Origin of the sequence: Promicromonospora citrea (genome assembly GCF_013004695.1) — a bacterium.
In the GTDB taxonomy this organism is placed as follows: domain Bacteria; phylum Actinomycetota; class Actinomycetes; order Actinomycetales; family Cellulomonadaceae; genus Promicromonospora; species Promicromonospora citrea.
Map to the genome: position 1 here is coordinate 55,092 of NZ_JABEMG010000002.1, position 14,686 is coordinate 69,777.

At 73.9% G+C, this 14,686-nt stretch carries 12 protein-coding genes; 5 read left to right on the forward strand and 7 right to left on the reverse strand.

What is annotated here, in order from left to right:
• Position 1: 1 nt before the first annotated feature.
• Entirely contained in the window at positions 2-1,678 is a 1,677-nt protein-coding gene (pgm, locus tag HLB15_RS00835) for a phosphoglucomutase (alpha-D-glucose-1,6-bisphosphate-dependent) (RefSeq protein WP_171102726.1), read from the reverse strand.
• Positions 1,679-1,812: 134 nt separating this feature from the next.
• Between pgm and HLB15_RS00840 the strand changes: the two genes are divergently transcribed.
• Positions 1,813-2,148 (forward strand): rhodanese-like domain-containing protein, encoded by a 336-nt coding sequence (locus tag HLB15_RS00840; protein WP_171102728.1) that lies wholly within the window; start codon positions 1,813-1,815, stop codon positions 2,146-2,148.
• Between the two features lie 10 nt (positions 2,149-2,158).
• Here HLB15_RS00840 and HLB15_RS00845 read toward each other — a convergent pair whose 3' ends face one another.
• The gene (locus HLB15_RS00845; protein ID WP_229785616.1) at positions 2,159-3,871 is read right to left on the reverse strand and encodes a glycoside hydrolase family 10-like protein; all 1,713 of its coding nucleotides are present in this window, start codon (positions 3,869-3,871) and stop codon (positions 2,159-2,161) included.
• Positions 3,872-4,104: 233 nt separating this feature from the next.
• Entirely contained in the window at positions 4,105-4,413 is a 309-nt protein-coding gene (locus tag HLB15_RS00850) for a GNAT family N-acetyltransferase (protein WP_171102730.1), read from the reverse strand.
• Positions 4,414-4,510: 97 nt separating this feature from the next.
• Here HLB15_RS00850 and HLB15_RS00855 point away from each other — a divergent pair, with 97 nt between their 5' ends.
• From HLB15_RS00855 to HLB15_RS00865, 3 genes are all read left to right on the forward strand, one after another.
• Positions 4,511-5,734 (forward strand): MFS transporter, encoded by a 1,224-nt coding sequence (locus HLB15_RS00855; protein ID WP_171102732.1) that lies wholly within the window; start codon positions 4,511-4,513, stop codon positions 5,732-5,734.
• A gap of 86 nt (positions 5,735-5,820) precedes the next feature.
• Complete coding sequence (locus HLB15_RS00860) at positions 5,821-6,285, forward strand: NfeD family protein (protein ID WP_171102734.1); 465 nt, start codon at positions 5,821-5,823, stop codon at positions 6,283-6,285.
• 107 nt (positions 6,286-6,392) lie between these two features.
• The gene (locus HLB15_RS00865; protein ID WP_171102736.1) at positions 6,393-7,841 is read left to right on the forward strand and encodes a flotillin family protein; all 1,449 of its coding nucleotides are present in this window, start codon (positions 6,393-6,395) and stop codon (positions 7,839-7,841) included.
• A 75-nt stretch (positions 7,842-7,916) separates the two neighbouring features.
• On the opposite strand, the gene HLB15_RS00870 is transcribed toward HLB15_RS00865, so the two are convergent.
• From HLB15_RS00870 to HLB15_RS00885, 4 genes are all read right to left on the reverse strand, one after another.
• Complete coding sequence (locus tag HLB15_RS00870) at positions 7,917-9,215, reverse strand: MFS transporter (protein WP_171102738.1); 1,299 nt, start codon at positions 9,213-9,215, stop codon at positions 7,917-7,919.
• 294 nt (positions 9,216-9,509) lie between these two features.
• Positions 9,510-10,736: a chromosomal replication initiator protein DnaA gene (locus HLB15_RS00875; RefSeq protein WP_171102651.1), complete on the reverse strand. Its 1,227-nt coding sequence runs from the start codon at positions 10,734-10,736 to the stop codon at positions 9,510-9,512.
• Between the two features lie 81 nt (positions 10,737-10,817).
• Positions 10,818-12,506, reverse strand: coding sequence for a hypothetical protein (locus tag HLB15_RS00880; protein WP_171102740.1), 1,689 nt, complete (start codon positions 12,504-12,506; stop codon positions 10,818-10,820).
• 234 nt (positions 12,507-12,740) lie between these two features.
• The gene (locus tag HLB15_RS00885; protein ID WP_229785621.1) at positions 12,741-13,889 is read right to left on the reverse strand and encodes a VIT1/CCC1 transporter family protein; all 1,149 of its coding nucleotides are present in this window, start codon (positions 13,887-13,889) and stop codon (positions 12,741-12,743) included.
• A gap of 187 nt (positions 13,890-14,076) precedes the next feature.
• Between HLB15_RS00885 and HLB15_RS00890 the strand changes: the two genes are divergently transcribed.
• On the forward strand, positions 14,077-14,679 hold the full coding sequence (locus HLB15_RS00890) for an RNase H family protein (protein WP_212759343.1): 603 nt from the start codon (positions 14,077-14,079) through the stop codon (positions 14,677-14,679).
• The last annotated feature ends 7 nt before the right edge of the window (positions 14,680-14,686 follow it).

Here is a 14,686-nt window from a genome sequence, read left to right on the forward strand (position 1 = left end):
GTCAGCCGAGCACCTCGCCGACGAGCGTCTTCGCGGCGTCCTGCACCTCGGCGAGGTGCTCGGCGGACACGAACGACTCGGCGTAGATCTTGTAGACGTCCTCCGTGCCGCTCGGCCGGGCGGCGAACCACGCGTCGGCCGTGGTCACCTTCAGCCCACCGATCTTGGCGCCGTTGCCCGGCGCCTCCGTGAGCGTCGCGGTGATGTCCTGCCCGGCCAGCGTCGTCGACGTCACGTCCGACGGCGCGAGCGCGCCGAGGCGGGCCTTCTGCTCGCGCGTGGCGGCGGCGTCGACGCGGGCGTACCAGCTCTGCCCGTGCCGCTCGACCTGCGCGGCGTGGTGCTCGGACGGGCTGCGGCCCGTGGTGGCGAGGATCTCGGAGGCGAGGAGCGCGAGCAGGATGCCGTCCTTGTCGGTGGACCAGACGCGGCCGTCCTTGCGCAGGAACGACGCGCCCGCCGACTCCTCGCCGCCGAACCCGACCTCGCCCGAGAGCAGCCCTGGCACGAACCACTTGAACCCGACGGGCACCTCGACCAGGCGCCGGTCCAGGCCCGCGGCGACCCGGTCGATGAGCGCGGACGACACGAGTGTCTTGCCGACCGCCGCACCCGCGGGCCAGCTCGGGCGCGCCCCGCCGAACAGGTACTCGATGGCGACGGCGAGGAAGTGGTTGGGGTTCATGAGGCCGTCGGCCGTCACGATGCCGTGGCGGTCCGAGTCGGCGTCGTTGCCGGTCGCGATGTCGAACGGCGCGTCCGCCGCCATCTTCTCGACCAGCGACGCCATGGCGTACGACGAGCTGCAGTCCATGCGGATCTTGCCGTCCCAGTCGAGCGTCATGAACGACCACCGCGGGTCGACCTGCGGGTTGACCACCGTGAGGTCGAGGTCGTAGCGCTCGGCGATCGCCGCCCAGTACTCGACCGACGCGCCGCCCAGCGGGTCGGCGCCGATGCGGACGCCCGAGGTACGGATGGCCTCGAGGTCGAGCACGTTGCTCAGGTCGTCCACGTAGGTCGACAGGTAGTCGTGCCGGTGGGTGCTGTCCGCGGCGAGCGCGGTCTCGAGCGGGACCCGCTTCACCTGGCCGACGCCGGTGCGCAGGATCTCGTTGGCGCGGTCCGCGATCCACCCCGTCGCGTCGGACCCGGCGGGCCCGCCGTGCGGCGGGTTGTACTTGAACCCGCCGTCGCGCGGCGGGTTGTGGGACGGCGTGACGACGATGCCGTCGGCCAGCCCGGAGCCGGGCGCGGCGAGGCCGGGGGTCCCCTCGGCGAACCGGGTCTGGTTGTGCAGCAGGATCGACTGGCTCACGGCGGGCGTCGGCGTCCACGAGTCGCGCGCGTCGACCATGACGTCGACCTCGGCGGCCGCCAGCACCTCGAGGGCCGTGCGCCAGGCCGGCTCCGACAGCGCGTGGGTGTCGCGCCCGATGAACAGCGGGCCGTCGGTGCCCTGGTCGCGCCGGTACTCGACGATCGCGGCGGTGATCGCGACGATGTGCGCCTCGTTGAACGCGTGGTCCAGGCTGGACCCGCGATGGCCGGAGGTGCCGAAGACGACCTGCTGGGCCGGGTCGTCCGGATCCGGTGCGAGGTCGTAGTAGGCGCCGACCACCTGGTCGACGTCGATCAGGTCACTGGGCTGGGCAGGAGTTCCGGCACGCGCATCCATGTGGTCGATACTGCCAGGAACGGGCCACCGACACTGCCAGGAACGGGCCTCCGACACTGCCAGGAACGGGCCACCGCCACTGCCGGAGCAGGCGTCGCGCGGGGTGGGTCCGCCGCGCGACGTAGGCTGGCGGCATGTTCCCGCCCATGCAGCCCGAGGTCCCTGCGGTCCACCCGAGCGAGCTCGACCCCTCCTCCCCCGTCCCGGACGGGTCGACCCTTCTCGACGTGCGCGAGCAGGACGAGTGGGACGCCGGCCACGCCCCCGGTGCCGTGCACATCCCGCTGGGTGACCTGCCCGCGCGGTTCGGCGAGCTCGACGCCGACTCACCGATCCTGGTCATGTGCCACTCGGGCGGCCGCTCGGCGCGCGCCACGCAGTGGCTCAACGAGGCGGTCGGCTACGAGGCGACGAACCTCGACGGCGGCATCATCGCCTGGGAGGGCGCGGGCCTGCCGGTCGAGCGCTGAGCGCTCGCGCTCACCGGACCGTGGACGGCCGGCTCGGGCCGGACTCGTTCCACACGCGGTCCAGCGCGGTGACGGCGTAGGTGTACGGCGTCCCCGGCTCCGCCGTCGTGTCCAGCCACGTCTGGATGCGGCCACCCGTCGCGCGGAAGGTGCCCACCAGGTTCGTCGGGACGTCCGTGTCCACCGAGTCGGCGACGCCCCGCACGCGGTAGACGGCGAACGACGTCGCGCGCGCGATCCGCACCCCGATGTCGGCGACGTGCAGCCGGACGCCGCCGTCGACCCGGCGGGCGTTCGCCAGCACGGGGCTCACGACGGGGTCGGCGGGCAGGTGCGGCATGGGCGGGACCAGCGCCGGCTGCTGGTAGTGGTCGGCCACGACGCGCGACATGCCACCCTGCGGGTCGGCCGGGACGTGCACGGCCGAGTAGTAGACGTTGCCGTGGACCGGGCCGACGTCGCGGCTGACCTCCCGGCAGAGGTCGAGGTGGTTGGTCAGCTCGTCGGGGTCGGTGAACACGCCGCTCGACATCTTGTAGAGCGCCTCGCCCACGTAGAGCTGCGTGCCCGACTGCGCCGCGAGCTCCGCCCACCACGGCACGAGGGCCGCGTAGTCGGCGACCGCGAGCCCGATCTGCCAGTAGATCTGCGGGTTGATGTAGTCGAGCCAGCCCTCGAGCACCCACTTGCGCGTGTCCGCGAACTGGTCGTCGTACGACTGCGAGCCGCCCGTGTCCGAACCCAGCGGGTCGGTCGAGGAGTTGCGCCAGATGCCGAACGGGCTGATCCCGAACTTGGCCCACGGCTTGGCCGCCTTGACCCGCGAGCTCATCGTCTCGACGAACCGGTCGACGTTCGCGCGGCGCCAGTCCTCGATCGAGTCGAAGCCCGCGCCGTACCGCTCGAAGGTCGCGGCGTCGGGCAGCGTCTCGCCCGCCACGGGGTACGGGTAGAAGTAGTCGTCGAAGTGCACGCCGTCGATGTCGTAGGTCTCGACCGCGTGCAGGATCGCCCGCTGGATGTGCTCCTGCGCCTCGGGGATGCCCGGGTCGAAGTAGAGGCGGCCGCCGTACGCCCACACCCAGTCCGGGTGCTGCCGCGCCGGGTGGTCGGCCACGAGCTGCGCCGGGTCCGGCTGCATCGAGACGCGATACGGGTTGAACCAGGCGTGCAGCTCGATGTTGCGCCGGTGCGCCTCCTCGACCATGAACGCCAGCGGGTCGTAGCCCGGGTCGACGCCCTGCGTGCCGGTCAGGTACTGCGACCAGGGCTCGTACGGGCTGTCCCACATCGCGTCGGCCGTGGGCCGGACCTGGACGAAGACGGCGTTCAGCCGGTTCTCCCGGGCGACCTCGAGGTGGCGGACGAACTCGGCCTTCTGCGCCTCGGCGTCCAGCCCGCTCGCCGACGGCCAGTCGATGTTCGCGACCGACGCGATCCACATGCCGCGCAGCTCACGCTTCTGGTTCAGCGCCGACGGCGGCTCAGGGGACGCGTTGCCCGTCATCGCCGTCGCACCGAGCGCCGTGGCGGGGTCGAGGGCCGCGATCGTGACGCCGATGGCCGCCGCGGCGGTACCCGCCGCCGCCATCGTGAGGAACTCCCTGCGGCCGAGCCCTGCGGCGGGCCCCGCAGGCCTCGCCTCCTGCCGTTCCGGTGAGAGCGACCTGGTCCGCGCCCAGGCGGGCATCGGTGTCGTCTCGGTACGGACGGGGTGCCTCACGTGCTCGACCTCCGGTACTGGCTGCTGGGGGTTGGTGCCGTGGTGCTCAGGGTGAAGTTGGCCGGCGTCGAACGGCCACATCGAGGTGACGAACAATGCCACCGGCCGACGCCGTGGGGAAACTCTCGCACATGTGCGGTCGGATGTGAAGTTGCAGGGCGAATCCTGATGTGGAAAGAATTTTCACACAGTGGCAAGAGCGCCGGTCAGAGGCCTGCGGATCGGTGGCCCGCTCAGGGCGCGAGGGGCTTGCGGAGCAGGTCGTCGTACTCCGGCGCGTGCTTCCGGACGTAGGCCCGGACGTACGGGCAGAGCGGGACGACCTTGCGACCGGACGCGCGGACGGCGCTCAGTGCCGCCTTCGCGAGCCGGCCCGCCAGCCCCTGGCCCTCGAACCGTTCGAGCACCTCGGTGTGCAGGATGGCGACGATGCCGGGCTCGCCCGCGTCGTACTCCGCGTACCCGGCGAGGACCCCGTCGACGACCACCTCGAAGCGGGACTCGTCGCTGTTGTCGGTCACCGTCACCCGGGATTCGGTCATGGAGCCATCGTGAGCCCTTCCGACGGCGGAAGCCAGCCCCGGCCGGGGCGGCGCCGGCCGGCCCGGCCGTGTCAGTGGTCGGTGCGAGGATCAGGACGTGCCAGGAACCGCCCTCCCGTCCCGCTCCAACCCGTACGTCGCCGTGCTGCGCACCCCCGGTGCGCTGCGGTTCTCCGCGGCGGGCGCGCTCGCCCGCCTACCGATGTCGATGGTCGGCATCGGCGCGGTGCTCATGGTCCAGGGGCTGTACGGCAGCTACGCCATGGCGGGCCGGGTGGCGGCCGTGCTGGGTCTCGCGCAGGCGTTCCTCGCGCCGCAGATCGCGCGCTGGGTGGACCGCCACGGCCAGCGCACCGTGCTCCTGCCCGCCCTCGTCGTCACCGCGGTCGGGCTCGGCGGCCTCGTCACCGCGGCGGTGCTGGGCGCCCCGGAGTGGGTGCTGTGGCCGTTCGCCGCGGTCGCGGGCGGCAGCCAGGGGTCGTACGGGTCGATGGTGCGGGCGCGCTGGAACGGTGTCCTGGACGACCCACGCCGCCTGCACACGGCGTACTCGCTGGAGTCCTCGATCGACGAGCTCGTCTACATCGTGGGTCCCGTCCTCGCGACCACGCTCGCCACGGCGGTGGCCGCGCCGTCGGGCCTCGTGGTCGCAGGGTTCGCCGCCGTGGTGGGCGGGCTGCTGTTCGTGGTGCAGCGCGCGACGGAGCCGGCCGTCGTCGTCCCGGAGACCGAGGAGCGGCGGCGGCCGGTCGTGCTCGTCCCCGGCATGCCCGCGCTCGTGCTGGTCTTCGTGGCGATGGGCGTCATCTTCGGCTCCATGGAGGTGGTGACCGTCGCCTTCGCGGAGGAGCTGGGCAGCAAGGGTGCCTCGGGGCTCGTGCTCGCGGTGTTCGCGCTGGGCTCGATGATCGCGGGCCTGGTCTACGGCGCGCGCACCTTCACCAGCCCGGCCGTGCGCCGGTTCGTGATCGGCATGGTCGCCCTGGCGCCCGGCGTCTCCCTGTTCCTGCTGGCCCACTCGCTCTGGGTGCTCGCGGGCGTGATGTTCGTGGCGGGCCTCGCCATCGCGCCCACGGTGATCACCGGGAACGGCCTCGTCCAGGAGATGGTCGGCAGGCACCAGCTCACCGAGGCGCTCACGTGGGTGGGCACGTCGATCGGGATCGGGGCGTCGCTCGGGGCGTCGCTCGCCGGCCTGCGCGTGGACCAGGCGGGGGCGGACGCCGGCTTCCTCGTGCCCGTCGTCGCCGCCTGGTTCGCGGCCCTGACCACCCTGGCGGCGAGCCGCACGCTGCACCGCCAGGCCGCGGCGCGGTCGTAGCCGGAACTTCACCCCGTTTCACGACCGACGGCGGAGCCGTTCCTGATAACTTTCAGAACACTTCCAGACTCATCGAACGGACGCGCATGCTCGTCTTCATCGTCATCGGCCTGCTCGGTCTCGCCCTCGCCGTGACGTCGCTCGTGCTCGGCGACTTCTTCGACCTGGCCGACGGCGCCGTCTCCGGCACGTCGCTCGGGGCAGGAGCGCTCCTGTTCGGGGCGACCGGCACGGTGATCCTGTCCGCCGGCCTCGAACCCTGGGTCGCCTACCCCGCAGGTGTCGTGGTGGGCCTCCTCGTGATCGTGCTGGTGAACGTCCTGATCAAGCGCCTCAGGGCCGGTGACGACGGCGCGCCTGTCTCCCTGGTCGGCACGCAGGGCAGCGTGACCTCCGACGTCGACACGGCGCACGGCGAGGTCTCCCTCGACGCCACGAGCGAGCTGGAGACCCGGCTCGCGTTCGCCGACGAGCCGATCCCGCAGGGCACCCGGGTCGTCGTCGTCGAGCAGCACGGCGCACGTGTCAAGGTCGAGCCCGTCCCGCGCTGAGTCCTGTCCTGAGTCCTGCGCCCCCGGGCGCGGTCCCCGCTCTCGTCCATCCCTCGGCCGGGACCGCCTCGACGGCCTGGTCGGTCCACCACACCCCAGGAGTCGATATGCCCGGTCAGGTCATAGGCATCATCGCTGTCGCCGCAGGCGTCGTCGCGATCTTCCTCGTGCTCGCGTTCGTCGCGAGCCGCATCCGGCGGGTGCCGCCCAACGAGGCGCTCATCGTGGTCGGCCGCGGCGCGGGCAAGTCGGAGGCGCAGCTCGCGAGCCAGCGTGTCGTCGTCGGCGGCCGGACGTTCGTGTGGCCCGTGCTGCAGCAGGGCTTCGCGATCTCGCTGGAGCAGCGCCAGATCGGCATCACCGTCGAGGGCGTGGACAAGAACCGCATCAAGATCGCGATCAAGGCGTCGATCAACTTCAAGGTGCGCGGCGACGAGGAGGGTGTGCGGCGCGCCGCCCAGCGCTTCCTCTCCCAGCAGCACCTGCTCACGGAGATCATCAAGGAGTCCCTCGAGGGCTCGCTGCGCTCCATCGTCGGCGACATGACGATCGAGCAGATCATCTCGGACCGCAAGGGCCTGTCCGACCGGGTGGTCCAGTCCACGAAGACGGACCTCTCGGAGCAGGGTCTCCAGGTCGACCTGCTCAACATCTCCGACATCTCGACCCCGGGGTCGGACTACCTCGCGAACCTCGGCCGCGCCGAGGCCGCCAACGCCCGACAGCTCGCCGAGGTGTCGGAGGCCGAGGCCAAGCGTGCCTCCGAGTTCGCCGTCATCGAGGCGGCCGAGCAGATCGCCGAGCGCCAGAAGGCCCTCGACCTCAAGAAGGCCGCCATCAAGGCCGAGACCGACCGTGCGAACGCCGAGGCCGAGGCGGCGGGCCAGCTCGCGCGCGCCGCGCAGGACCGTCTCGTCGCCCAGGAGGAGCGCGAGGCCATGGCCGAGAAGGCCCGCGTCGAGCAGGAGCGCCTCGACATCGAGGTCCGCAAGCCGGCGGAGGCGCAGGCCTACGCCGAGGTGCAGAGCGCCAACGCACGCCGCGACGCCAACAACGCCGCCACCGAGGCGGAGGCGTTCAAGCGCACGACCATCGCGCAGGCGAACAAGACCGCCGCCCTGCAGGACGCCGAGGCCGCCGCCGAGGCCGTGCGTCGCGCCGGTGAGGCCGACCGCGACCGGCAGGTGGCGCTGGCCGCCGGTATCGAGGCAGAGGGTCGCGCCCGCGCCGCCGCGGTCGAGGCGGAGGGTCTCGCCGAGGCCGCCGCCACCGACGCCAAGGCCGAGGCCCTGCGCAAGTACGGTGAGGCGGCCCTGGTCCAGGAGCTCATCGAGCGGCTGCCCGAGATCGTGCGCGCTGCCGCCGAGCCGATCAGCTCCATCCAGGGCATGACCATGATCTCGACGGACGGCGCCTCGGCGGTCACCAAGAACGTGGCGTCGGTGCTCGGCGAGGGTCAGGGCGTCATCAAGCAGCTCACGGGCGTGGACATCAACCAGCTCATCTCGGCGCTGGCGCCCCGGTCCGAGGAGAAGAACGGCACCGCCGCGCACTGATCAGGCGGTACGACGCACAGGACGCCCGGGCCGTCACGGCCCGGGCGTCCTGTCGTGTGCAGGGGGTTCGCGGCGTCAGGGCTCCGGGTGGCGCGCGTCGTAGCGCCAGAACCGGGGCGTCAGGCGGACCACCAGCCACAGCAGCACGATGCAGGTGAGGCCGCCCCCCACGGCCGCCCAGCCCTCGCCGAACCACGTGGCCTCGGCACCGAGGACCATCTCACCGAGGCGCGGCCCGCCGGCCACGACCACGATGAACACGCCCTGCAGACGGCCACGCATGTGGTCCGGTGTCGCGGTCTGCAGGATGCTCTGGCGGAAGACGGACGAGACGCTGTCCGAGCCGCCCGCGAACGCCAGCGCGACGCCCGCCGCCACCACCGCCCAGACGACCGGCGCGTCCGGCGACCCCCGGCCGACGAGCACGAGCACGAGGCCGAACGCCGCGATCGACGCGCCCCAGGCGGTGATGGCCCAGACGATGACCTGACCCTGCCTGCGCATGCGGGTCAGGCCGCCGGAGAACACGCTCGCCAGCACCCCGCCGACGGCGAACGCCGCGGCGAGCACGCCCGTGGTCGCCTCGCCGCCACCCAGGTAGATCACGCCGGCCGCGGGCCACAGCACGCGGGGGAACGACAGCACCATCGCGATGATGTCGACGACGAACGTGGTGCGGACGTTCGGCTGCGTGGCCAGGTAGCGCAGCCCGTCCAGCACCGAGCGCAGCCCGACGGCGCCCACCCGCGCGCGGCCCGTGCCGTCCACCGGCTTCTCGGGCGGCACCGGCGGGAGCCGGAACACGGCCCAGAGGGCGGCCAGGAACAGCACCATGTCGAGCGTGTACGCCCACGAGTACCCGAGCCTGGCCACGAGGACGGCGCCGATGAGCGGACCGCCGGTCAGCGCGACGTTCATCGACAGCGTCGTCAGCGCGTTGGCCGCCGGCATCAGCTCCTTCGGCAGCAGCCGCGGGATGATCGCGGACCGTGCCGGGTTGTTGATCGCGAACGCCGCGCTCTGCACCGCGATCAGGCCGTACAGCAGGTGCACGGACTCCACGCGGAACCAGGCCTGGGCCGCGATCGCCGCCACGACGACCCACAGCACGAGCGAGGACACGAGCGAGACCGTGCGCCGGTCGTAGTGGTCCACGAGCGCACCGCCGTACAGGCCGAGCGCGACGAGCGGCACCAGGGAGAACAGCCCGAGCACGCCCACGGCCAGCGTGGAGCCGGTCAGCGCGTAGATCTGCAGGCCCACCGCGACGATGGTCACCTGCGTGCCGATGTTCGAGATCGACAGGCCCACCCAGAGGCGCCGGTAGTCGGGAGACACCGTGAGCGGCGTGGTGTCCGCGAGCAGCTGACGCATGATCCTCGATCGTAGGCCCCGCCCCGACGGCGGACCGGCGTCGCCCCTGTGACGTGCGCCTCCCGCTGCCGGAAGACGGCGGAGCGGGAGCCCTGGCACCCCCCGATGCCGTGAGCTCCCGCTCCGTCGTGTCAGTTCCGGTCCGCGGACCGGGGCGCCCCCCAGCGGCGCCCCGACCCGCGGGCCTTGCGCTCCGGACGGTGGTCGGTCCTCGGCCGGAAGTCACCGTGGTGCCTCCCGGCCGGGGTCCGCGCCCGGATCGCTGTCACCGGTCGATGCGTGGTCGTGCCACGCTCACCGGCGACGAGTGCGGAGCGCCGCGATCCCCAGCCCCAGCAGGACCGAGATCAGCGAGAGCTGCCCCGTGAACATGTGGCCCATGAGGAGCGGCTTCTCGCCGGGAGCCGGGACCGGCTCCTCCTCGTCGGGCGTCGACCTGGGCGACGGCAGGTCCGTCGATCCCAGGAAGCTGCGGCTCAGGTCGCCCGAGAGGCTGCCCTCGCCGTGCATCGGCCTGTCGGGCAGCGACTCCCCGTCGCCCCAGCGCAGGTCGACGCTGCTGTCCGGCTGGTCGGCCGCCGGCCGCTCGTCCGCGACCGGGACCTGCACGGCCGGGACGTCCGCCGTCCGCCGCACCGGACCCGTGGACGACGGCGCGCTCGGGCTCGTGAGGTCGTGCCGGGACGCCGAGGTGAGCTCGACCCCGGGCACGGTCTCGGGCCGGTCCGCGGTGGCGCCGGGACGGGGCCCGTGAACGGCGCCGCCGGAGTCGGGCCGGTCGGTGCTCGGGCGGCCGTCCGGGTCCTGGTGCCCGCCGTGGCCCGGGCGGGCAGGGCCGTCGAGGTCGGGCAGGTCGATGATCCCGGTGCCGGGGCCGTCCGTGGCGGGCTCTTCGGCCGCAGGCTCCTCGGTCGCGGGCTCCTCGGTCGCGGGCTCCTCGGCGCCGGGCTCCTCGGTGCCCGGGATCTCCGTGCCGGGCAGGTCGATGCCGGGCACCTCCGTGTCAGGCAGGTCGATGCCCGGGAGGTCCACGCCGGGGCCGGTGCCCGGCTCGTCCGCACCCGGCTCCTCAGCGCCTGGCTCCTGGGTACCGGGCTCCTCGGCGCCGGGCTCCTCCGGGGCAGGCTCAGCATCGGGCTCCGCCGGGGCGGGCTCCGTGCCGGGCTCGTCCGCGGCCGGGTCCTCCGCGCCGGGCTCGGCCGTCTCGGGCACGCCGGGGCCGGGCTCCGGGGCGTCGGGCAGCAGGTCGTCGACAGTGTCACCCTCGCCGAGCACACCGGTGACCACGCCGGCGACGTCGGCCCGCGCGAGCGCACCGAGCACGCCGTCGTCGGCGGTCAGGCCGTCGAGGAGGCCGGTGCGGTCGGCGCGTGCGCCGGGCACGGCGGCGGCGTCGACCGCCCCGGTGGCCGCGGTCTCCGCCGGGGCCGCCTCCGCGGCGTGCGCGGCGGAGGCGCCGACGACGGCGAGGCCGCCCGCCACGAGCGCCGTGCACAGGGCGCGTCGGATGAATCTGTCCATAGGGTCTCTCCTTGCCAGGCCTGGGACCGACGGCAGGCTCGCCGTCGGGTGGAACCGCACGCGTGAGCGCGGTGCCCCAGGTCAGGCAGGAGAGACAGGGATGTCGGCGTAGCTGCTCGACAGCTTGGCGCGCGACTCGTCGGCCGCGACGAGCCAGGCCCGGCCGCGGAAGACCAGGAGGGCGGAGAGGACGGCGAGCGGCTCGCCGCCCAACTTCTGCGGGGCGCCGCCGCTCGACGGGCCCGAGCCGGCGCCCATGGCGACCGCCCCGGCGCCGCCTGCGACGAGCGGGAGGCTCCCGCCGAGGGCGCCGGCACCGCTCCCGTCGGTGGCCGTGGCGACGACGTCGCGCACGGTCGCGGTGTCGGCCGGCGCCTCGTGGGACGCGGCGGTCAGGACGGACGCCGTGTGCCGGACCTCGGAGGAAGCCCGGTCCACGACACCGGCGGCGGCACCGGAGGCCTGCAGCGACCCCGGGTACGCCGGCTCGATCGTGACCCCGTCACGCACGGTGGGGACCACGGGGACCAGCCCGCCCGGCGCCGAGGGCGCGGCGGGAAGCACGGGTGCCGACATCTCGGGGAGCGGCACGAGGGGAGTCACGACAGGGCTCAGCGGCTCGACGACGGGCACGAGCGGCGTGATCACCGGTGCGACCACCTGACCGACCGGCGTGAGCACGGGCGCAAGGGCGTCGGTGAGGGGGGCCGTGACGGGCGTGAGGGATCGCAGGATCGGGTCGGTGACGCCGCCGAGCGCCTCCGTGATCGGGCTGACGACGCCGGCCACCGGCGACAGCAGGCCGGAGGTCACCGGCGCGAGCGGCTTCGTGACGCTGCTGAGCACCGGGGTCAGCGGCGACAGCACCTGGCCGACCAGGCCGGTCACGGGGCTGAGCACCTGGCCGACGGGCTCGGTCACGGGCTTCAGCACGCCGCCGACCAGCTCGCCCACGGGGCGCAGCACGGGGTCGGTCACCGCGCCGACCACACCGGCGGTGTGCTTGACGGGCTTCTCGGTGACCGCGCCGACCACCGTGCCGAGCGGCTCCGTGACGGCCGTGCGGACCGGCTTCGTGACGGGCTCGAGCAGACCCTCGGACACGGCACCGACCACGCCGCCGACGAGACCTGACGGCTTCGGCGTCGCGCCGTCCTCGGTGGGGGCCGTCGGAGTGTCCGCGCCCTTCGCGGGCTCCTCCGCCTCGGGCGCGGGCTCGACGTCGGGCGCGGCCGTCCCGGGCATCGCGTCGACCGGGGCCTGCCCCTCAGGGTCGGCGGCCTCCTCCGCGGGGCTCTCCTCGGCGGGAGCCTCCGGCGTCGGCGCCTCGGGCAGCTCCACCTCAGGCAGCTCGACGTCCGGCAGCTCGACGTCCGGCAGCTCGACGTCCGGCAGGGCACCCGCGGGCTCGTCCCCGGGCACGCCACCCGGCGCGTCCGCCACCCCGGCGTCCGGCACCGTCGTCTCCGGCGCTGCCGACCCGGGCTCCGTCGCCCCGGGCGTGCGGTGGGTGGAGGTCAGCCCCAGCAGGTCTGTCGTCGCCGTCACCAGTCGCGTCGTCGCGTCCAGCGTGTCCGAGAGAGCGGAGCCGCGCGGGCCGTCGACCGTGCGGACGACCTGCTCGCCGGTGCCGCCCTCCGCGGCGGCCGACGGGGCGGCCAGGGTCACGCCGAGGGCCAGACCGGCGGCACCGAGCGCGACCGTCCCGGCGGCGCGCGCGACGAGGCGACGGAGGTGCTCCCCCGTGCCCGACCGCGCGTCCTTCGCCATGCGTCTTCCCGCTCCTGCTCCGGCTCTCGCCGGCACGGGCGTGCCGGCAGAGATGTATACGCATTCAATCTGCGCGGGCGTCCCGGTTTCGGCAACTGCATACCTGCGGTTTGCGCATCGAGAATTTTGTGCTTAGGACTGCGACATGTCGGAAGAGCGGCGTTATCTCGGGCTTCTCAGGACATCTCACCAGGACAAACACCCGGAAAACGGGTGCGGGTGATCTTCTGCGGCTCAGCCGACGGTGGCACCGAAGACGAGGCCGAGCACGTACGTCACGCCCGCGGCGCCGAGGCCGATGGCGAGCTGGCGCAGCGCCCGGGTGAGCGGCGACGTGCCCGACAGCAGCCCGACGACGGCTCCGGTGACGAGCAGCGCGACCCCCACCAGGCCGACGGCGACCAGCACAGCGGCGAGGCCGTCCAGGCCGAGGAGGTACGGCAGCACCGGGACCACGGCGCCCGACGCGAAGAAGCAGAAGGAGGAGAGCGCCGCCCCCCACGCCGTGCCGTGCGTCTCGAGGTCGTCGCCGGCCTCGGCGTCGGCGGGCACGCCGTCGTCCTGGGGGTGCAGGAGCGGGCTGCGGTGCTCCCCCGGCGGCACCGCGAGCCGGGCGAGCACGGCGTCGGCGTGCGCGGTCGCCTCCTCGGTGCTCATGCCGCGGGCGCGGTACACCAGGGCGAGCTCGTTGGCGTCGACGTCGAGGTGCGGCAGGGCCGCGGCGGCGTCGGCCGACGGGGTCGACGCCTCGAGCAGCTCGCGCTGCGACCGCACCGAGACGAACTCGCCCGCGCCCATCGAGAGCGCGCCCGCGAGCAGACCGGCCAGACCCGAGAGCAGCACGGTGCTCGTCGCGACGCCGGAGGCCCCGATGCCGAGCACGAGGGCGAGGTTCGAGACAAGGCCGTCGTTCGCACCGAACACCGCGGCGCGGAACGTGCCCGACAGGCGGTTGCGGCCCCGCGTCGCCAACGCGCGCACGACCTCCTCGTGGATCTGCTCGTCGGCAGCCATGGTGACGGTGGCGTCGGCGTCGTGCGCGTAGGACGAGCGCGCCTCGGCGCGCTGCGCGAGGGCGAGCACGAACACGCCGCCGAAGCGGCGCGCGAGAAACCCGAGCGCGCGCGTCCGGAGGTCGCCGCGGACGGGCGTGCCGACGTCGGGGCCCAGCAGGTCCAGCCAGTGCCGCTCGTGCCTCTTCTCCGCGCGCGCGAGGGCGAGCAGGATCTCTCGCTCCTCGCCGGTGCGCCGGCCGGCGAGGTCCCGGTAGACGGCGGCCTCGGCGCGCTCGTCCGCGAGCAGCCGGCGCCAGCGCCGGATGTCGGCGGGCGTGCGGGTGCGCGACGGGTGCTGGCCGAACGAGCGCTCGGCGGGCGTCGGCACGCCCCCGGCGGGTCGGCGGGACGGGTCGGAGGGATGGCGGGACACGTCGTCATCATGCCCAGGAAACGGCGCCGCCGGGTTTCGTGGCGCCGGGCAGGCGCGTTCGCCGGGCCGAACTCTTCCGTCCGGTCGTCCGGCGCCGCCACGCCCTGGGCGGCCGTTCGGGTTCCGCGCGGAACCATGCACAATGGACGCCGTGATCATCGTCAGCACGCACGGGTCCACCGCGCCCGGCGGCGCGGTCGGATGGGCATGGATCAACCACGCGGGCGGTCAGTTCGACTCGGGCGGCGCTGCCCGGGGCACGGACCAGGTCGCCGCGCTCTCGGCCCTCCTGCGCGCGATCGAGGCGCACCCCGGGGACGAGCCCCTGCTCGTGGAGTCGAGCTCGCAGTACGCCGTCCGGTCCGTGTCCGAGTGGTCCGAGGCCTGGAAGCGCAACGGCTGGCGCTCTCCCTCGGGCGACCCCGTCCCCAACCTCGAGCTCGTCCGCGACATCGACGGCGCCGTCGACGCGCGCACCGGACCCGTCCGGTTCCACTGGGTGCGCGGCCACGTCGGCAACCCCTACAACGAGCGCGTCGAGCAGCTCGCCGGCTTCGCCGCCGAGGAGTGGGACGCCGGCCGGGGCGGCGTCGGGGAGATGCTCGTGCCCGACGCCGGCATGATCCCCGACGCCGAGCTGCGCGGCGGGAGCGTGCCGGCCGAGCCGGCCGAGGCGCCGTCGGCCCCTGCGCCCCCTGCCGCGGCGACGACGGGCCCCACCTGGGAGTCGGTCACCCTCTTCTGACCGCCCG